16 protein-coding genes are annotated in these 19,499 nt (G+C 70.9%); 4 read left to right on the top strand and 12 right to left on the bottom strand.

The window, feature by feature from the left end; translation table 11 throughout:
* Positions 1–43: 43 nt before the first annotated feature.
* The 3 genes from ACZ3I3_RS00435 to ACZ3I3_RS00425 all read right to left on the bottom strand — a co-directional run bounded on the left by ACZ3I3_RS00435 (position 44) and on the right by ACZ3I3_RS00425 (position 2,832).
* On the bottom strand, positions 44–733 hold the full coding sequence (locus ACZ3I3_RS00435) for a ScbR family autoregulator-binding transcription factor (protein ID WP_467361339.1): 690 nt from the start codon (positions 731–733) through the stop codon (positions 44–46).
* A 169-nt stretch (positions 734–902) separates the two neighbouring features.
* Positions 903–1,562: a response regulator gene (locus tag ACZ3I3_RS00430; RefSeq protein ID WP_467361958.1), complete on the bottom strand. Its 660-nt coding sequence runs from the start codon at positions 1,560–1,562 to the stop codon at positions 903–905.
* Positions 1,552–2,832, bottom strand: coding sequence for a sensor histidine kinase (locus tag ACZ3I3_RS00425; RefSeq protein ID WP_467361338.1), 1,281 nt, complete (start codon positions 2,830–2,832; stop codon positions 1,552–1,554). The genes ACZ3I3_RS00430 and ACZ3I3_RS00425 overlap by 11 nt, the downstream gene beginning before the upstream one ends.
* Before the next feature lie 165 nt (positions 2,833–2,997).
* Here ACZ3I3_RS00425 and ACZ3I3_RS00420 point away from each other — a divergent pair, with 165 nt between their 5' ends.
* The 3 genes from ACZ3I3_RS00420 to ACZ3I3_RS00410 all read left to right on the top strand — a co-directional run bounded on the left by ACZ3I3_RS00420 (position 2,998) and on the right by ACZ3I3_RS00410 (position 6,770).
* Entirely contained in the window at positions 2,998–3,723 is a 726-nt protein-coding gene (locus ACZ3I3_RS00420) for an ABC transporter ATP-binding protein (RefSeq protein ID WP_467361336.1), read from the top strand.
* Positions 3,717–6,155 (top strand): ABC transporter permease, encoded by a 2,439-nt coding sequence (locus tag ACZ3I3_RS00415; RefSeq protein ID WP_467361334.1) that lies wholly within the window; start codon positions 3,717–3,719, stop codon positions 6,153–6,155. The genes ACZ3I3_RS00420 and ACZ3I3_RS00415 overlap by 7 nt, the downstream gene beginning before the upstream one ends.
* Before the next feature lie 81 nt (positions 6,156–6,236).
* Positions 6,237–6,770: a winged helix-turn-helix transcriptional regulator gene (locus tag ACZ3I3_RS00410; protein ID WP_467361332.1), complete on the top strand. Its 534-nt coding sequence runs from the start codon at positions 6,237–6,239 to the stop codon at positions 6,768–6,770.
* 3 nt (positions 6,771–6,773) lie between these two features.
* On the opposite strand, the gene ACZ3I3_RS00405 is transcribed toward ACZ3I3_RS00410, so the two are convergent.
* The 8 genes from ACZ3I3_RS00405 to nhaA all read right to left on the bottom strand — a co-directional run bounded on the left by ACZ3I3_RS00405 (position 6,774) and on the right by nhaA (position 16,008).
* Positions 6,774–8,222, bottom strand: coding sequence for an MFS transporter (locus tag ACZ3I3_RS00405; protein WP_467361330.1), 1,449 nt, complete (start codon positions 8,220–8,222; stop codon positions 6,774–6,776).
* Positions 8,219–8,896: an HAD family hydrolase gene (locus tag ACZ3I3_RS00400; protein ID WP_467361328.1), complete on the bottom strand. Its 678-nt coding sequence runs from the start codon at positions 8,894–8,896 to the stop codon at positions 8,219–8,221. Before ACZ3I3_RS00400 ends, ACZ3I3_RS00405 begins: the two co-directional genes overlap by 4 nt.
* A complete protein-coding gene (locus ACZ3I3_RS00395; protein ID WP_467361327.1) occupies positions 8,893–9,381 on the bottom strand; it encodes an NUDIX domain-containing protein in 489 nt (162 codons plus the stop codon). Before ACZ3I3_RS00395 ends, ACZ3I3_RS00400 begins: the two co-directional genes overlap by 4 nt.
* Positions 9,378–10,637 carry an FAD-dependent oxidoreductase gene (locus ACZ3I3_RS00390; protein WP_467361325.1) on the bottom strand — a complete coding sequence of 420 codons (1,260 nt, stop codon included), beginning with the start codon at positions 10,635–10,637 and terminating at the stop codon, positions 9,378–9,380. Before ACZ3I3_RS00390 ends, ACZ3I3_RS00395 begins: the two co-directional genes overlap by 4 nt.
* A gap of 83 nt (positions 10,638–10,720) precedes the next feature.
* Positions 10,721–11,245, bottom strand: a complete 525-nt coding sequence (gene hpt, locus ACZ3I3_RS00385) for a hypoxanthine phosphoribosyltransferase (protein WP_467361324.1) — start codon at positions 11,243–11,245, stop codon at positions 10,721–10,723.
* Positions 11,246–11,543: 298 nt separating this feature from the next.
* Positions 11,544–13,124: an alpha/beta hydrolase gene (locus tag ACZ3I3_RS00380; protein WP_467361323.1), complete on the bottom strand. Its 1,581-nt coding sequence runs from the start codon at positions 13,122–13,124 to the stop codon at positions 11,544–11,546.
* Between the two features lie 336 nt (positions 13,125–13,460).
* Positions 13,461–14,456, bottom strand: coding sequence for a DUF7847 domain-containing protein (locus ACZ3I3_RS00375; protein WP_467361322.1), 996 nt, complete (start codon positions 14,454–14,456; stop codon positions 13,461–13,463).
* Positions 14,457–14,712: 256 nt separating this feature from the next.
* Complete coding sequence (gene nhaA / locus ACZ3I3_RS00370) at positions 14,713–16,008, bottom strand: Na+/H+ antiporter NhaA (protein WP_467361321.1); 1,296 nt, start codon at positions 16,006–16,008, stop codon at positions 14,713–14,715.
* A 252-nt stretch (positions 16,009–16,260) separates the two neighbouring features.
* Between nhaA and ACZ3I3_RS00365 the strand changes: the two genes are divergently transcribed.
* Positions 16,261–17,529, top strand: coding sequence for a cation:proton antiporter (locus ACZ3I3_RS00365; RefSeq protein ID WP_467361320.1), 1,269 nt, complete (start codon positions 16,261–16,263; stop codon positions 17,527–17,529).
* 84 nt (positions 17,530–17,613) lie between these two features.
* Here ACZ3I3_RS00365 and ACZ3I3_RS00360 read toward each other — a convergent pair whose 3' ends face one another.
* Entirely contained in the window at positions 17,614–19,143 is a 1,530-nt protein-coding gene (locus tag ACZ3I3_RS00360; protein ID WP_467361319.1) for an alanine/glycine:cation symporter family protein, read from the bottom strand.
* Positions 19,144–19,499: the final 356 nt, after the last annotated feature.

Genomic DNA, 19,499 nt, shown 5'->3' with positions numbered 1-19,499 from the left:
AGCCCGGCCGGGCGCCGACCAGGCGCCCGGCCGCGACGCCCCGCTACCGCAGCGCGAGCCCCGCCCGGCCCGGCTCCTCCCACGCCCCACCGGTCTCATCCGCTGCCCTGCCGGAGTCCGGCTCGGTCCCGGCCGGGTCCAGCACACCGGCCAGGTGCGGTGCGGCCACACAGGGCAGGAGCAGGTGCCACAGGTCGGTCAGCGAGGGGCGGGCGAGCCAGCCGGAGTCCTCCCGGGCCAGCACCTCGATGCCCGTCGTGGCGGCGAGGACGACGGCGCAGGAGCGGTGCGGCGGCATCCCGGCGGCGAGTTCGCCCCTGCGCTCGGCCTCGGCCAGCAGCGCGTGCACGCACTCCCGCCACTCCCGCCGCAGGTCACGCACCCGCCCGGCGACCGCCTCGGCGTTGAGCCGCAGCCCCGCCCGCACGACGACGTCGGCGCACAGCAGCCGTGCGACCTGGTGTGTGACGTCCACGAGGCGCTGGAGGGCGCACCCGTCGCCGTCGCGGGCCCGGGCCGCGATCCGGCGCAGCCCGCGGGCGGCCGCGTGCTCGACGGCTTCGGCCACGGCGGCCTTGTTCTCGAAGTGGAAGTGCAGCGCCCCGGAGCTGACGCCGGCTCCCGCGCTGATCTCCGCGAGGCTGGCCCGGACGTATCCCCGTGCCTCGAACTGCTCGGCCGCCGAGCGGATCAGCGCGAGACGGGTCCGGACGGCCCGGTCCTGTTTGGTCACCCCTGGCTCCCCTGGAGGGCTCTGATGGCGACGCAATGAAACCAACTCGCTGGTTTTTCCACAACGCGCCGACGGGCCGGGGGCCTTGGCCGGCCACGCCGCTCCGCCGGACCGCGGACCCACCCGGCGGTGACATCGACGCCGAGCACCTCGCGGCCCGCAGCCGTACCTACGACCGCAAATACGCCAGCACGGCCAGCACCCGGCGATGCGTCTCGTCCGCCGGTGGCAGGTCCAGCTTGGTGAGGATGCCGGAGATGTGCTTGCCGACGGCCGCCTCGGAGACGACCAGTTCGCGCGCGATCGCGCTGTTGGACCTGCCCTGCGCGATCAGCGCCAGCACCTCCCGCTCACGCGGGGTGAGCCGCTCCAGCGGGTCGCGGCGGCGGCGCAGCAGCTGCCGTACGACCTCGGGGTCGACGACCGTGCCGCCGTCGGCCACCTCGCCGAGCGCCTCGACGAACTCCTCGACCTGGCCGACGCGGTCCTTGAGCAGATAGCCCACGCCCGTGCCGTCACCGGAGTCCAGCAGCTCGGCGGCGTAGCGGCGCTGCACGTACTGGCTGAGGACCAGGACGGGCAGCGCGGGCCGCTCCACGCGCAGCCGTACGGCCGCGTGCAGTCCCTCGTCCTGGAAGCCGGGCGGCATCCGCACGTCCGTCACCACCACGTCGGGGTCGTGCTCCCCGACGGCCGCGATCAGTGCCTCGGCGTCCCCCACGGCCGCGACGATCTCGTGTCCGCAGCGGTCGAGCAGCCCGACGAGTCCGTCCCGCAGCAGCACGCTGTCCTCGGCCAGGACCACCCGCAGCGGTCGCTCAACTCGCAGGGTCACAGGGGATCTCCACACGCAGCAGGGTCGGCCCGCCGGGCGGACTGGACAGGGAGAGTCTGCCATCGAGCACCGACACCCGGTCGGCGAGTCCGGTCAGCCCGCTGCCCTCCCCGGGCCGCGCCCCACCGCGCCCGTCGTCACGGACCCGCAGAACCAGCCGGCCGTCACGGTGTCCCCCGCTGACCTCCGCCCGGCTCGCCCCGCTGTGCCTGCCCACGTTGGCGAGCGCCTCGCACACCACGAAGTACGCGGCGGCCTCGACGGCCTGGGAGAGCCGCCCGGGCAGCTCCAGGTCGACGTCCACGGGCACGGCCGAGCGGTCGGCGGCGTCGGTGACGGCGGCTTCGAGGCCGTAGTCGGCCAGGACCTTGGGATGGATGCCGTGGATGAGTTCGCGCAGTTCCGCGAGGGCCGTGCCCGCCTGCTCATGGGCCTTGGCGAGCTGGTCGGCCAGCGGTCCGGGCGGGGCGTCCAGCCGGGCCAGGCCGAGCGTCATCGTCAGGGCGACGAGCCGCTGCTGCGCCCCGTCGTGCAGATCCCGCTCGATCCGCCGCCGTTCCGTCTCGAAGGCGTCCACCAACCGCACCCGGGAACGGGCCAGTTCGACCACCCGGGCCCCCAGGTCGGCCTCGCGCGGGGCGATCAGCAGCCGCGCCAGCCCGGCCCGCGCACCGGCCGCGACGCCCAGCAGGTAGGCGCCCAGGGCGAGCAGGACCAGTCCGGCAGCGGCGAACCCGAAGGCGGCCGGCCAACTCGTCACGGTCCACATCTTGAGGACCTTCGCCTCCTGCCCGTCGCCGACGGTGGCCATCAGCAGCGGCGTGAGCGCCACGGCCAGCGGGCAGAGCAGGGCGACGCACAGCGCGAGGACGTCGACCGGCCACAACAGCCCCGCGAACAGCACGGCATGACCGAGCTCGCGCCAGGTGGCCCGCTCCCGCAACCGGGTCGTCAGCCACGCCCGCAGGCCCGGCTCGCCGGGCGTCCCGTGCTGCCCGGGCGCCGGGTCCGGATCGACCAGCCGCAGCCTGTGCCGCTCCACCGAGGCGACCGGGATGCCCGCCAGGGCCGCGCACAGAAGCAGCGGCAGCCCCACGAGAACGAGCGCGAAGACACCCCCGACCACCGCGGAGGCCACGATTCCCACGAGCACGACGACGCCGGTCACCGCACCGGTGAGCAGGTACGCGGCCGAGCGCCACGGCCACGCGGACATCAGGTAGTCGGGGCGGCCCATGGCCTGCCACACGTTCCGAGGCTGCATGGGGATCACCGTAGAAGCCCGTCACGGCCCCGGCCATGGGCCCAGACGGAGGCCCGGGGGTATGCCTGGCCCTACCCCAGGTCTAGGCCCTGCCGCACTGCGCCGAGGCCCCTCCGCGCGGTTCTGTTGAGGCCACCGGTCAACCGACACCGAGCAGGGGAACCCATGACACACGACGCCATCCGGCTGGACTCCGTCACCAGGGCATACGGACCCCTGACCGCACTCGCCGGCATCTCCCTGGCGTTACCCGCCGGGACCTTCACCGCCGTCATGGGCCCCTCCGGCTCCGGCAAGTCGACCCTGCTCCAGTGCGCCGCCGGCCTGGACCGGCCCACCTCCGGCTCGGTCACCCTCGCCGGCACCGAACTGACCGGGCTGAGCGAACGCCGGCTGACCCTGCTGCGCCGCGAGCGCGTCGGGTTCGTCTTCCAGGCGTTCAACCTGCTGCCCTCACTGACCGCCGAGCAGAACGTCGCCCTGCCCCTGCGGCTGGCCGGCCGGCGCGTCCCCGAGGCCCGGGTGCGCCAGGCGCTCCAGCAGGTGGGCCTCGCCGAACGAGCCCGGCACAGACCGTCCCGGCTCTCCGGCGGGCAGCAGCAACGCGTCGCCCTGGCCCGGGCGTTGATCACCCGCCCCGACGTGCTGTTCGCCGACGAACCGACGGGCGCCCTGGACACGCGGACCGGCCGCGAGGTGCTCGGGCTGCTGCGCGGCATGGTCGACCGCGAGGGCCAGACGGTCGTCATGGTCACGCACGACCCGGTGGCCGCCGCGTACGCCGACCGCGTGGTCTTCCTCGTCGACGGGCGCGTCCACGGGGAGTTGACCGCTCCGAGCGCCGACACCGTCGCCGCGCGCATGACCCGTCTGGAGGCCGTGCCGTGCTGAGCGTCGCCCTGCGCACCCTGCACACCCGCTGGGCCACCTTCACCGGCAGCTTCGTCGCCCTGTCGCTGGGCGTGGCGCTGCTGACCGTGACAGGCCTGGCCCTGGCCTCGTCGGCCACCGCCCCGCAGCGCGCCCCCGAACGCTTCGCTGCGGCGCCGGTGGTCGTCAAGAGCCAGGAGACGCTGCGCGTACCGACCCCGACCGGCGACCGCGAGTCCCGGCTCGCCCACCCGCGCCCGGTCCCCGCCGCGACCGTCGCGGCGTTGCGGAAACTGGGCCGGGTCGTGGCGGACAGGTCCTTCGCCGTCCACGCCCCGGCCGCTCCCTCTGACCTGGTCGGCCACCCCTGGTCCACCGCCGCGTTCGCCCCCTACGACCTCGCCGCCGGACGGGCCCCCCGCACCGCCGGCGAGGTCGCCGTCACCGGCGACTGGGCACGCCCCGGCCTGCGCCTCCACACCGACCGGGGCCCCGTCCGCGTCGTCGGCACACTCACCTCACGGGGCTTCGAGAACGCCGTGTTCTTCACCGACGCCCGTGCGGCCCAACTCGCGCCCTCAGTCACCCAGCTGGCTGTCCAGGCCGATCCGGCGGCCGTGCGGCAGGCGGTGGGCGACCGCGCCCAGGTCCTCACCGGGACCGCGCGCCGCCTCGCCGACGCCGACCCCGGCCGGGACGGCGAGGCGCTCACCGCGATGAACTCCCTGTTCGGCACCGCCGGCGGCGTCACCGCCTTCGTGTCGGTCTTCGTCGTGGCGTCGACCTTCGCCTTCGCGGTCGCCCAGCGACGCCGGGAGTTCGCCCTGCTGCGCACCGCCGGGGCCACCCCGGGCCAGATCCGCCGGACCGTCCTCACCGAGGCCCTCGCCGTCGGCACCCTCGCCTCTGCAGCCGGCTGCGCGCTCGGCTCCCACGCGGCCCCCCGCCTCGCGGCCTGGGTCGTCGGCAACGATCTCGCCCCGGCCTGGTTCACCATCGGCGACCACACCTGGCCGTACCACGCGGCCTTCTGGACCGGCCTGCTCGTCGCGCTGTGCGGGGCGACCGCTGCCTCCTGGCGGGCCGGCCGCACCGGCCCCACCGAGGCGCTGCGCGAGGCCGCCGCGGAGACCCGGACCCTCACCCGGGGCCGCCTGCTGTCCGGCACGGCCCTGCTGCTGACGGCCGCGGTGACCCTCGGTCTGGCCCTGGCCGACGACCCGTCCGACCTGCTGCACCGCAAGACCTACATCAGCCGTCCCATGCTGCTGATCACCGCGGCCGCCCTGCTCTCCCCGCTCCTGCTGCGCCCCCTGACCCGGCTGCTGGCGTGGCTGCCGGGCCCCTGCGCCCTGCTGGTCCGCGAGAACACCGGCGCCGGGATGCGCCGCACCGCCGCCCTGGCGGCCCCCGTCCTGGTCACCGTCGCCCTCGCGGGTTCACTCCTCGGCGCCACCGCGACCCTGAACCGGGCGCAGGCCACCGAGACGAGCGAGCGCACCACCGCCGCCTTCGTCCTGACCCCGACGGCCGGCACCGGCTTCGACGACGCCGCCCTGCGCAGACTGCGCGCCGTCCCGGGCACCGAGATGTCACCGACGTCCTCCACGTCCGTCCACGTCCTGGAGGACGGCGTGGCCCTCGTCCGCTCCGAGGCCCGAGCCGCCACCCCCGGCCCTCTCGCGGCCACCGCCCGCCCGCCCCTGACCGCTGGTTCGGTGAGCGACCTCGACGACGACTCGATCATCGTCAACGAGGAGTGGCAGCGGCACCGGGTGGGCGACCGCGTCCGGGTCTGGCTCGGCGACGGAACACCGCGCACCCTGCGGATCGCCGCGGTGATGCCCACCGGCACCGGCGACCACGGCGTCTACGTCACCCCGCGCAACGCCCCGGGCGCCGCGGTCGACCGGATCGACGTGGCCCTGACCGCCGGCGCCGACCCGAAATCCGTCGCCACCGCCCTGCGCCAGGCACTCGGCGCCGGGAACGGGCAGGTCCTCACCCGGGCGGAATGGCTCCGGGCCACCCACCCCGAGACGAACCGCACCACCCGCCTCGGCCTCCTGCTGGTCCTCGGCATCGCCCTCCTCTACACGGGCATCTCCGTGGCCAACACCATGGTCATGGCGACGTCGGACCGGGCCCGCGACCTGGCCGTGCTGCGGCTGGCCGGCGCCACCCGGTGGCAGGTCCTGCGGCTGACCGGCGCCGAGGCCCTGACGGTCGTGGCGGCCGGCGCCCTCCTCGGCCTCCTGGTCGCCGCCGTCAACCTGGCCGGCATGGCGGGCGCCCTCGCCCTGCTGTCGGCGCCCGCCGCGATCGAGCTCCCCTGGCAGGCCCTCGGCACGACGACGGCCCTCTGCGCCCTCCTCGCCGTGACCTCCGCTCTCGTCCCGGCCACCCTCGCCCTGCGCCGCCGCCCGGCGGAACTGGCGGGCGTACGGGAATGACAGCTACAGGGACGTACAGGCACGTACAGGTACGTCCCGAGGGCGGGTCCATCTCATGATGAAACCTATAACCTGGCAGCCGTGAAACGGACCTCGTTCGACACCTGGCCCTGCTCCATCGCCCGCACCGCCGACATCCTGGGCGACGCCTGGAGCCTGCTGGTGCTGCGCGAGGTCTTCTACGGCGAATCCCGCTTCGACGGCTTCATCGGCTCGCTCGGCATCGCCCGCAACACCCTCACCGACCGGCTGCGGCGCCTGGAGGCCGAGGGTCTGCTGCGGCGGCAGGCCTACCAGAGCGACCCGGTCCGCCACGCGTACCTGCTGACGGACAAGGGCCGTGACTTCTTCGGCGTCCTCGCCGCGATCAACGCCTGGGGCGACCGCTGGCTGGCCGGCGACGAGGGCGCCCCGGTCGTCCTGCACCACACGCCCTGCGGCCACGACACCGAGGCCCGGGTCGTCTGCTCCTCCTGCGGCGAGCCGCTGCGCCACCAGGACACGGCGGCCCGCACCGGCCCCGGCTACCCGGCCCGCCTCCTCGACGACCCCGCCGTACGCGAACGCTTCGCCCCCGGCCGGTCGCTGGGGGACGCCCGGACCGACCAGGCCTGAGAGCTATTGGGTTCGTTCTGCAGGTTGCCCGGTGTGCTGCATCTCGGCTGTCGCACCGCTCTTACGGACTTTCTCCGGGAGCAGGAGCAGGACGCAGCCGAGCAGCGAAACGGCGGCGAAGGCGAAGCACCCCCACAAGCTGTACGAGCCGGTCCAGAAGGTGCCGGGGGCCATGCTCTGGATGCCGGTCACCGCCGCGACTCCGAGTGCTCCGCCTGCCTGTTGGCAGGTGACCAGGAAGCCCGACGCGGTGCCCTGGTCGTCGAGGGACGCAGCCTCACTGGCCAGCATGACCGAGGCCGGATAGGCGATGGCGATGCCCGTGCCGACCAGAAGGGCCGCGGGCAGCAGGTGCGTGACGTAGCCGCCTTGCTCAACGGTGGTGTAAAGCAGTTGTCCGACGGTGATAACGGCGAGTCCGGCCAGCAGCAGACGAGGTGCGGGCCTGCGGTTGGCCATGCGGGCGGCCGGCGTGGACAGGAGCCCCACCGCGAGTCCCTGCGGCAAGAAGGCCAGTCCGGCGGCCAATGCTGAGTACCCCTGGTGCTCCTGCAGGTCCGTTGCCACGAGGAACATGGCGCCTGTGATCGCCGCGAAGGCTCCTCCGAGTGCCAGGCATGCCGCTGCCATACGTCGGTTGGTGACGAGGGAGAGCGGCAGCAGCGGCGCCGGGGCCTTGGCCTGGATGACGAGGAACGCGACGACGGCCGCCGTGCCCACCGCTGCGATCAGCGCGATCACGGTGAGGGAGCCGGTACCGACCCGGCCGACGGCGTACACGACGGCGATCAAACCGCTGGTGATGAGCAGGGCAGGCAGCCAGGGCATCCGGTTCTGCGGTGGCTGTGTGCCGGTCCCGCGGTCGAGGACGCGGGCGCCCGTGGCCAGGACCACCAGGCTCATAGGGACGTAGACGAGGAAGGCTGCCCGCCAGCCGACCCCTTCGGTCAGCACCCCTCCCACGACGACACCGAGGGAGAAGCCCGCGGCGCCCATCGCGCTGAAGACTCCGAGCGCCCGGTTGCGCGGGGCCCCTTCAGGGAAGCCACGGATGATCAGAGCGACGGCTGCGGGCGCGGTGATCGCGGAGCCGACACCCTGGACGGCCCGGGCCGTGATGAGCAGGATCGCCTCTTGGGACAGTGCCGCGCCGAGCGATCCCGCGCCGAAGATTCCCACGCCGACCAGAAACATCCGCCGGTGGCCCCACTGATCAGCGCACTTGCCACCGGCGAGAAGCAGTGCCGCGTACAGGGTGAGGAACGAGCTCGCGACCAGTTGGAGCTGGTCGGGCGGCAGGTCGAGGGTGTGCTGGATACCGGCCAGCTGCACATTGATGCTCGACAGGCTCATGCCTTCGAAGAGGATGGCCGCGCACAGCACGAGCAGTTTGGCCCAGGCCCGGGCGTCGAACCGGAAGCCGCCTGTCGCCGTCTGTGAACTGGTGGTCACTGAGTTTCCTTGGAGTGAGGGGAGTGCGGTCCGCCGCGCCCGGACGACTGAGCCATGGCCATCCGGTAGGCCACCCGTAGATCGCTGCCGTCGTACTGGTAGCGGGCGAGCGCGCGAAGAGCGTGATCCGCGTTCACGGCCACCGTGTGGTTCAGCTCCTGGAACAGGGGGATGTCCGAGCCGGAGTCTCCGTAGGCGATGCACGCGTCCCGGGTGAGCCCCAGTGCCGTTCGGACCCGCTCGACGGCCGTGACCTTGTCCGCGGGCGTGAGAATCCCCGCGGGGTCGGGAGCGGTGCGCAGCGGCAGCGGGGGGAAGCGGGAGGCGACCACCTCGTCGATCCCGTACGCGCGCAGCCGGTTCGCGAAGAAGTCCGGGGACATGGTCACGACGATCGACCGCTCACCGCGGCGGCGTATGTCGGCGAGCACGTGCGCCAGCCCGTCGATCCAGGGCGCCCGTGCGAAGACGTCCGCCGCCAGCTCAGGGGTCAGCCCGTGCCACAGCCGGCAGATCTCCGCCGCGAAACCGCGGGTGTCGACCGCCCCCGCCGCGAAGTCCGCCTCCAGGCGGAGCAGGTCGGGCAGGCAGCCGAGTCGGCGCGCGATCTCCAGGCTGGCGGTGGTGCCCCGCAGCAGGGTGCCGTCCATGTCGAAGACGTGGAGGCGACTCACCGTCCTTCCCTCGAGAGCGTCACGGCGTCGGCCGTCGGGTACACCGTCCAGCCGTCGGGCACCGGCTCGCCCTGCCAGGCGGCGAGCAGCGCAGCGCTCGCGGGGAACAGCGGCACGGGAAGTTCCTCGGGCCGGGCCCACATCCAGCGGTCGAAGACCTCGGGCTCCAGGGCAGTCGCCACCGCAGCCGCGTCCGCCAGCGCCACCACACCAGCGGTCACGTGCGTGCGGTCCGTGCCGGTGCGCAGCACGACGGCGAACACCCGTGCCCGACTCACCTCCTGGATGCCGCTCTCCTCGGCGATCTCCCGTTCAGCGGCGGCCTCGAACGACTCGCCGGCCTCCACGTGCCCACCAGGAAGGCACCAGCATGGAGCCTCTCCCCGCTTGATCCGGTGGCCGATCAGTACGGCACCGTCGGGCCTCACCACTACAGCCCCGACACCGACGACCGGTTCACTGCGCTTGTCCGGCCTGCCCGTCATCGCAGCGCTTCCAGTTCCAGCAGCGCGGAGCCGGCCGCGTAATGCCCACTGATCATGGCAGCGACGATCCCGCGGAACAGGCCGCAGGCGTCGCCGGCCACCCAAGCGGGGGTGTCGAGGAGCCTCAGGTCGCCGTTCACCTTCGGATACCAGCCGACGCCTTCCAGGGTGGGGCCGACCAGCTGGGTGTCGTCGTCCCGGAGTACCGGGTACGCGGCCGCGAGCCGGGACAGGCCACGCACCATGATCTCGCTCAGCTCCGGCCCGTAGACGTCGAATGCGGCGACGGTCTCCGGCTTGTCCATGACCGCGTTCAGGGACACGGTGAAGTAGGACTCCTCCTTCGCCATGGCGTCGAGCACGGGCGGCATGGTCCGTGCCGCCACCGTCTCGTCCAGGATGCGGGTGTTGAAGCCCACGTTGGAGCGTCCCGTCGGAGGGCAGTCCGAGCGGCCGGAGACGGTCCACAGTCCTTGTGTCTCGGTCAGCGCCGCCTCCCCGTCACGGCAGGCGCAGAACGTACGCCACTCCACGCTGCCGTCCTGCTCGCGGAAACGCAGCTTCGGGTCGAGTTGCTTCATGTCCTTGAAGAATGCCTTGTGGGCCGGCTGCTCGATACGGAACCCGACCTCCAAGCGGCGGAACGACCGCTCCGTTGTGAGGTTGCGCAGGGCGAAAGGACCGAACCTGCCGCTGGCCAGGAGGAGACGACGGGCGAGTAGCTGCGATTCCTGCCCCTTGGCATCGCACAGCGTCAGCCGGAACACATCCGCAGCGGGCTCGTACGCGGCCTTCACCACCTCGGTCTCGTTCAGCACCGTGGCCTCTGCCGCGGCGACCATATCGGCGGTGAGACGCAGACGTGCCTCCAACGAGAGGTAGTCCGACGGATACTCCTTGAGGATCCACTCACCACTGCCCACCGTGTACGCCGTGGGATCGGACGGGAAGGGCGGGGTGTCCAGGCCGTAGGAGCCAAGCAGGTCGCAGGTCCAGTCGTATGCGACCCGCAGATCGGTGGAACGGGGCAGTGTCCATAGCTCGCTGGCCGAAGGAAAGAACGAGAACTTTCCGTCCGAGAACAGCCCGGCCCCACCGTGCCCACGCGTCATGTCGACCGCGGCGTGCCGGTCTCGCTCGGCGACGGGTTTTCCGCCGTCGACGAGCGCGACGCTGTAGGGCGATCCGGCAAGCCGCTGAGCGGCGGCCAGTCCGGCAGGGCCGGCGCCGATGATGACAAGGTCGAAGGTGCTCATGAGTCTCCAAGCAGGCATGAGTGGTCACTGCCGGGCAGGTTGGGTGCGGGGCAGTGTCTTTTTGCGGAGTCCTTCGAGGTCCTTCAGGAAGACGCCGTCAGCGCGGCTGAGGGCAGACGCACCTCGTAGATGTCCCGAAGGTTGCGGTGCCGCTCGGCATAGTCGATTCCGTAGCCGGCGACCCAGTGCTCGGTGATGTCGAATCCGACATACCGCGGCTCCACCGGCTTCGCGACGGCGTGTGGCTTGCGCAGCAGCACACAGCAGTTCACCGAAGCGGGGGCCTGCTCCCGCAGACGCGCCATGAGCCACGAGAGCGTGGTACCGGTGTCGAGGATGTCCTCGACGACCAGGACATCGCGTCCGGTCAGCTCCTCACCGATGTCCTTGAGCAGCTGGGGCGTCCCCGCCGTGCTGCCTCGTCCGTATGTGGACACCGCGGCCCAGTCCATGACGACCGGCAGATCAACGGCCCGAGCCAGGTCGACCGTGAAGGCGGCCGCCCCCTTGAGCACGCCGATGATCACAAGGTCCCGGCTTCGGTAGTCCCGGGTGATCTCGGCGCCCAGTTGCTGGACACGGTCTGCTATCTGCCGGCTCGTTAACATCACCCGAGCAAGTTCCCCGTGGGCGGTCACGCCCTCCCCTTCTGTCGCTCTTGCTGAACTCATGTTCTTCGACGGACTGAACGGCTCCGCTGCACCCGGTCGAACGTCAGCACGCAAAGGGCACAACGGCTCGCCAACTTATACGAGTTGTCATGCTGTCGCAGTGAACTCCGGATTTAGGTTCGGGTACCACCTGCTGACGTTGCTACGTGTTCATGCCAAGCAACAGCCGACACCCAAGCCCCTGGGCACTTGGACCGCCCAAGGGCCTGGATGGGCTCCCAGGGGCCCCTGGCGATCAGAAGCGGCTGACCATCCCCGGAATGCCCGGAGGTGTCGGGAGCGGCAGCCGGTTGGGGGCGTTGCGTTCACCTGCGGCCGGAGCGGCCTTGCAGGTCATGTCCTTCCCGGGGAGCTTGCCGCTGGTCAGGTAGGCCGTGGCCGTCTTGTCGGCGCACGACTTGGTGCCGTAGATGCCGTGCCCGACACCTCCGGCGACCGTGACCATCTTGGCGCCCTTCATGGCGCGGCGCAGGCCCTGGCCGCTGGTCAGCGGCGTCTGGGAGTCCCACTCGTTCTGGAGGATCAGCGCGCGCACCTTGTTACCGATCCTGGTGGCGGGCTCGCTGCCGTTCTTCTTCCAGAAGGCGCACGGCTTGATGTGCGAGGCGAAGTCGCCGTACAGCGGGTACCTGGCCTTGTCCCGGATCGCGTCCTTGCGGTACTGCTCGGGATCGCGCGGCCAGGCGCGGGTGTCGGCGCAGACGACGGCCCAGAAGCCGGCGTCACCGTTGTCCTCGGGCACGGTCCGCCCGAAGGACGGCGGAACCGGCTCGGGCGTTTTGAGCTCCCGGTCGGCGGACGGGGAAGCTCCGGCGGCAGCCTTCTTCAACTCGGCGACCGCTTCGGCGGCGTCACGCGTGCCGAAGAACATGCCCCGGAAGCCGAGACGGATGTCGTCTCCGGTCAGCAGCGTGCCGTCGAGGTCGATCGGCTTGCGGTCGGCCTGGGCGACCAGGCCGTAGAAGGTCTTGCGGACCGCCTCGGGAGTCCGGCCCAGCTTGTAGGTGGCATGCCGCGCGGCGGTCCACTCGGCCCACCGGGTGAAGGCGGGCTCGGCACCCTCCGCCCAGACCTGGATCATCCCGCGCCAGACCCGGGCCGGGTCGACGGCGCTGTCCAGCACGAAGCGGTCGGTGCGCTTGGGGAACATCTGCATGTAGACGGCGCCGAGGTAGGTGCCGTAGGAGTATCCGAGGTAGGAGATCTTCTTCTCGCCGAGCACGGCGCGGATGACGTCCATGTCCCGGGCGGTGTTGCGGGTGGTGATGTGGCGCAGCTTGTCGCCCTGCCTTTTGTCGCATTTCTCGGCGACGGTCCGGGCCCACTTCACGTCCTTGGTGAACGTCTCGGCCTTGTACGGCCGTTCCCAGTTCCGCTCGCCGGACGTCAGGCCACAGCCGACAGGAGAACTCAGCCCGATGCCCCGCGGGTCGAAGCCGACGAGGTCGTACTTGTTCTTCACGGATTTCGGCAGCTCGTCGGCCAGGTACTGCGGCATGTCGACGCCCGGCCCGCCCGGGCCACCCGGGTTGAGCAGAAGCACACCGCGCCGTTCCTTCTTGGTGCTCGTCTTCATCCTGGATATCGCGAGGTCGAGCTTCTTGCCGCCCGGTCTGCCGTAGTCGAGCGGCACCTTGATCGTGGCGCACTGAAGGGAGGCGGGCAGCGCCGTGTCGCAGCGGTGCCAGGCCGGTTTCTGCTGGAGGTAGGGGCGCAGGGGATTCTCCGCGGCGGATGCCGTGGCGGGGGTCAGCGCGGGGACCAGCGTGGTGACGGCGCTGACCGCCAGGAAGAGGGGTATTCGACTGTTGCGCACGTGCGTTGGGTCCTTGGGTCGATGCGTACGGGACGCACCCACCCTGCCGCGCGCGGAACGCGGATTGATCACTCCACGGGGCAGTGTTTCTCCCACCGTGGACGTACGGGGAGTTGAGGCGGATCGTGCTGGAGTCGGACAACCGCGACTGGCTCTTTGCCATCTACCTCAAGTGGCGTTCTGGAATAAAGTTGAGTCGCGTACGATCCCAAATCATCCGCGTTTCAAGGAATTTCCTTCGCTTCCTTGCGGTGCCAGTCGTGATTCCACCGGCGTCTTCGACAAGAGGCCTGATTGCTTCCTGCCTCCTGTGCTCCTGGACCCCCGTGTGCCGGTCTACTGGTGGTCGGCCGCCCGGGCCAGGCTCTCGCCGAGGCCTTCGCGGCGGATGCGCTGGTCGATGTAGAGCAGAGTGCTGACCAGTTGTATGAAGGCGGTGGCGAGCAGCTGCACCACCAGCGTGACGACGACGGTGAGGACCAGATAGGTCCACAGGCCGGGCAGCGCGTCGCCGTACACGTCGGTGAAGAACTCGCCGGCGTCGGCGGGCGGTTCGTCGTACGGGCCGTAGGCGTCGTACGAGGGCTGCGGACCAGCGAACAGCAGCGGGATCTGCACGATCCACCCACCGACGGCCACCATGGCCCCGGTGAGCAACAGGATGCCGAACGTGCGCCACCAGGCACCGCGGACCAGCCGGAACGAGCGCTTCAGGGCGGTGATCGGGCCGGCCGACTCAAGGACCGCGGCGGCGGGCGCGAACGAGAAGGACACCACCAGCCACGTCACCACGGGCAGGATCAGCAGCCCGAGCAAGAACACGAGCCCCGGCGCCATCAGGGGGCTCTCGGCCGCCACCAGCAGGGCGATCAGGCTGACCCAGACCAGGACGAAGAGGGCGACCGGGATCGCGATCAGCAGATACATGAGGAACGTGACGCCGAGCACCGACGGTGTACGGGCCCAGGCGCGGCGCCATACCGCACCGAAGGTGGTGCGCCGGCCCAGCACGGCGTGTTCCAGGACCACCGGGCTGACAGCGGAGAGGAACGAGTTCACCAGCAGGGTGAGCAGCATGACCACCACGTACGCCACCACGACGGAGACCACGATCGGGCTGACCATGGCCCAGGTCGGTTCGTCGGCGTGGATCAGCACCTGCCAGTCGTCCTCGACGCTGAGGTAGGCCAGCGCGAACGCGCCGGCCGCCGCGGCGAGGAGCAGGGCGAGGCCCGCGCCCATCGCGCCGAACAACTGCCGCGCGTACCGCCCCATCGTCGAGAACGCACCGCTGTAGACGGCCCCGAGCCCGAGCGGTGCCAGCGGTATCACGCCCGGTCTGGGCGGTGGCGGCTGCCAGCCGCCCCAGCCGTAGGGACCGTATGGCCCCTGCGGTCCGAACGGTCCTTGCGGCCCGTTCGCCCCCTGTGGTCCCCACCCCTGGTGCGCCATGCCGTGTTCCGTTCCTTTGTTCGGAACGGCATACGTTAGCCCAGGTCGGGCGGAGGTCAGCGCGGGGTGCAGGCGGCTTCGCGGAACAGTGGTTCCGCCGCTGCGGTGAGCAGGCGACGGCGCGGTGGTGACCAGGTCACGCGCCGCCCGCTTCGGTGCGCTGGTAGATGTCGGGGATGCCGTCGGCGTCCTCGTCGAGGTTTTCCTCCTCGTACAGGCGCCGGTAGACAGCGTTCCTGCGGCGCAGGAGCAGTGCGGCCAGCAGGGCGGCGGTGAGCGAGGCGATCAGGACGGCGGCCTTGACGTGCTCGCCGACAGCCGTTCCGGGGAAGGCGAGTTCGCCGATGAGCAGGGCGACCGTGAAGCCGATTCCGGCCAGGGTCGCCAGGGCGAAAACGTCGGCCCAGGCCAGGTCCGGGTTCAGCCGCGCGCGGGTGAAGCGGGCGGCGAGATAGGTCCCGGCGAAGATGCCGAGGATCTTGCCCGCGACCAGCCCGGCGATCACGCCGAGGGGTTCGGGGGTGGTGAAGACCTTGCCCAGTGCGTCGCCGGAGACACTGACCCCGGCGGCGAACAGCGCGAACAGCGGCACGCACACGCCGGCGGAGAGCGGGTGCAGCAGATGACCCGTGCGTTCTGCGGGTGATTCCTTTTCGTCCCGGTCGCGGACCGTGCGCAGGATCAGGCCCATGGCGACTCCCGCGACGGTGGCGTGGATGCCGCCGTTGTAGAGGAGCGCCCAGATCGCCACCCCGAGCGGCACGTACCACCACCAGCCCCGCACCCGCTGCCGCTGCAGGACGTAGAAGACGACCAGCCCGGCGAACGCACCCGCCAGCGCCCAGTAGTTGAGGTCCGAGGTGAAGAAGACGGCGATGATCAGGATCGCGCCCAGGTCGTCGACGACCGCGAGGGTCAGCAGGAAGGCCCGCAGGGCGGTCGGCAGGTGGGTGGACATGACCGCCAGGACCGCCAGGGCGAAGGCGATGTCGGTGGCCATCGGCACCGCCCAGCCGTCCATGCTGCCGCCGCCGGCCGCGACCGTGACGGCGTAGAAGGCGGCGGGTACGGCCATGCCGCACACGGCGGCGATGACGGGCAGCGCCGCCGTCGCCGGGGTGCGCAGCGAGCCGACGACCAGTTCCCGCTTCAGCTCGATCCCGGCGACCAGGAAGAAGACGGTCAACAGTCCGTCGGAGGTCCAGTGGCCGACCGAGAGGTCCAGTCCCAGTGCGGGTATCCCGAAGTGGAAGTCGCGGATGGTGGTGTACGCGCTGCTGAGCGGAGTGTTCGCCCACACCAGCGCGACCAACGCGGCGGCCAGCAGGACGAGGCCGCCCACCGTCTCGGTGCGCAGGGCCCGGGCCACTGCCTGTCGTTCGGGCCAGGAGGGAAGACCGAGGAACGGGGTACGGGGCGGCGTGGCGGCCAAGGCGGCGCACCTCCGGGTGTCGGCGAAATGGGCACACGGCCCTACGGACGCCGACCAGACTTCCCGGCACACCCCGCGCCCTTCTTGACGCGTTCTCCACACCCTAACCGGAACAGGTCCGTCGGCCCACCCCCTGCCCAGTCCGCTGCAAACGGGCGGACAGCGAGCTCGGTTGACGTACTCGGGCGAGGCGCCGATGTGGACGGGGTACACACGTGGCCTGGGAGTGATCGCGTCTGGCAGGAGGTCGCAGTGACGCTTTCGGACGTGGTCTACGTCTGTCTGGGCCTGGGGGCGCTGGGGGCGGCCGTGCTGCCCCGGGTGGTCTCCAAGCGGCCGTTGTCCCTGCCCATGGTCTTCCTCGCCGCGGGGGTTCTGATCGAGTTGCTGCCGGTGGGCGTGCCGGCCGTGGATCCCGTTCGTGATCGCCTGTGGGTCGAGCACACCACCGAGGTGTGTGTGATCGTGTCGCTGATGGGTGCGGGACTCGCCATCGACCGGCCCTTCGGATGGCGCCGGTGGTCCGGTACGTGGCGGTTGCTGGGCATCACGATGCCGCTGACCGTGGCGGTCGTCGCCCTGCTGGCCTGGGGGCTGCTCGACTGGCCGCCCGCTGCCGCTCTGCTGCTGGGGGCCGTGCTCGCGCCCACGGATCCCGTGCTGGCCGGCGAGGTGCGCGTGGGCGAGCCGCTCGGTACCGAGCGCGACGAGGACGAGGTGCGGTTCTCCCTGACCAGTGAGGCGGGGCTGAACGACGGACTCGCCTTTCCGTTCGTCTACGCGGCCATCGCCCTCGCCGCGGCGGCCGGGACGGGGTGGTCGGCGGACTGGATCGGTTCGTGGGCGCTGACCGACCTGCTGGGCAAGTGCGCTGTGGGTCTGGCCGTCGGAGGTGGGGTCGGCTGGCTGCTGGGGTGGATGTTCTTCCGGGTGCGCACGTCGGTGCTGCGGCTGTCCGAGCACATGGAGGGCTTCGTCGCGCTGGGGGCCACCTTCGTGTCGTACGGCATCGCCGAGGTGCTGCACGGTTACGGGTTCCTGTCCGTGTTCGTGACGGCCTGCGTGATCCGGACCGCCGAGCGCAGCCACGGCTACCACAAGGTGCTGCACGAGTTCACCGAGCAGATCGAGCGGTTGCTCACGGCCGTGCTGCTGTTCCTGCTCGGCGGCTACCTGGTGGCCGGTGCCTTGTCCGCCCTGACAGTGATGGGCGCGGTGGTCGCCCTCCTGGTGCTGCTGGTCGTACGGCCGCTGACCGGCTGGCTGGCACAGGCGGGAAGCGCCGAGGGGAAGAAGGAGCGCGCCGTGGTCGCCCTGTTCGGGATCCGGGGCATCGGCTCGCTGTTCTACCTGTCCTACGCCCTGGGGCAGCACTCCTTCGGCGGACTGGAACGGGATCTGTGGGCGATCGTGGCCCTCACCGTGGTGATCTCGGTGGTGCTGCACGGGGTCATGGCGACGCCGGCCATCGGATACCTGGACCGGCGGCGCGACGGGGCGGAGCTCGGCGGTCGTTCGTAGGTGGCAGACGTACGGGCCCGTACCCACCAAGGCGCGAGGTGGGTACGGGCCCGTACAGGAGCCAGGCCGCCGGGGGGGGGGCGGTCAGACGGTGGTCTTCGCCGACTCCTGGCCTTCGTCGGTGATCTCACCGGCCTTGCGGGCACGGACGAACTCCAGGAAGGAGCCGAGCTCGCGCTTGACGACCGGGGCGAGCAGGTACAGGCCGATGATGTTGAAGACCGACAGCAGGAAGAGCGCGGAGTCGGCGAGGCTGATCAGCGAGTCGAGGGACATCAGGGCGCCCAGGACCACGAACAGGCTCCAGATGACCTTGAAGACGGTCTCGCTGGTCTTGCTCTTGCCGAACAGGTACGACCAGGCCTTGAGGCCGTAGTAGCCCCAGGTCAGGATCGTGGAGAAGGCGAACAGCAGCACCGCGACGGTGAGCACCATCGGGAACCAGGGCAGCACGGTCTCGAAGGCGTCGGAGGTGATGGTGACACCGCCGATGCTCTCGCCGGCGCGGGCCTCGCCCCAGCTGGCCGGGTCGGCGATGACGATGGTCAGCGCGGTCATGGTGCAGATGACGACCGTGTCGATGAACGGCTCCAGCAGGGCGACCAGGCCCTCGCTCGCGGGGTGATTGGTCTTCACCGCGGAGTGGGCGATCGGGGCGGAACCGAGACCGGCCTCGTTGGAGAACGCGGCGCGCTGGAAACCGATGATCAGGGCACCGAGCACACCGCCCGCGACGCCGTCGGCCTCGAAGGCGCCCTGCAGGATGGTCTGGAAGGCGTCCGGCACGTGGGTGACGTTGCTCAGGATGACGACCAGGCAGGCCACGATGTAGATGCCGGCCATCGCGGGCACCAACCGGCTGGTGACCGAGGCGATGGAGCGGATGCCGCCGAGCAGCACGAGACCGACCAGCGCGGCGACGACCAGGCCGAAGAGGACGGCACCGGCGGAGGAGGCCAGGAAGCCGTCCTCGCCGCCGAAGGTCGAGGCGACCTGCGCGTAGCTCTGGTTGGTCTGGAACAGGTTGCCGCCGAACAGGCCGAAGAAGAGGACCATGATCGAGGCGAGGACGGCGAGCACCTTGCCGAGCTTGGCGCCGCCGCTGCCGAAGCGCTCCGCGAGGCCCTTCGGGAGGTAGTGCATCGGGCCGCCGGAGACCGTGCCGTCGGCGTGCACCTCGCGGTACTTCACACCGAGGGTGACCTCGACGAACTTGGTGGCCATGCCGAGCAGGCCGCAGAGGATCATCCAGAACGTGGCGCCGGGACCGCCGATGGAGACGGCGACGGCCACACCCGCGATGTTTCCGAGGCCGACCGTGCCGGAGACAGCGGCGGTCAGGGCCTGGAAGTGGTTGACCTCGCCGGTCGAGCCCTTCTCGTCGTACTTCCCGCGCACCACGTCGAGCGCGAGTCTGAACTTGCGGACCTGCACGAACCCGAACCAGCCGGTGAAGACCAGACCGGCGACCACGAGCCAGGCGACGATGAGGGGAAGATCCGTTCCGCCGACGGGAACCGCGTAGAAGACGATGTCTCCGAGCCACTTGGCTATCGGTTCGAAGAAATCGCTGACGGCTTCGTCGACTTTTTGGGTGACGGAGTCGAGTGACACAGTGGCTACCTCGATGGTGCGAGCCCGGGGCACGGGGGAAGTGCCGCCGGTCGATGTGCGGTCTCTGAACGAACGCCGTTGTCCGATCGGCGACGCTGGATGGGCTGTCCCTGGATGCGGATAGTGATCACCCGGGTCGTGCTGCAGGTGCATGCCGACCGCTCCGCACTGCGGCGTCGAGCGGTGCCACCTGCGGAGTTGCGCAGTTCTACCACGACCTTTGCCATGTCTTTAGTGACTCAAATCACATAACTCACAGTCGCGGTCGAAAATGCCAGCGAGCGATATCGGACCGTTATGCGAGGCCGGAGATCCGTTCACCGGACAGCTGATGACCGTGCATACACACAGGCCAT

This window comes from Streptomyces sp. NPDC016851, assembly GCF_055562795.1.
This window is presented reverse-complemented; position numbering and strand designations above follow the sequence as displayed.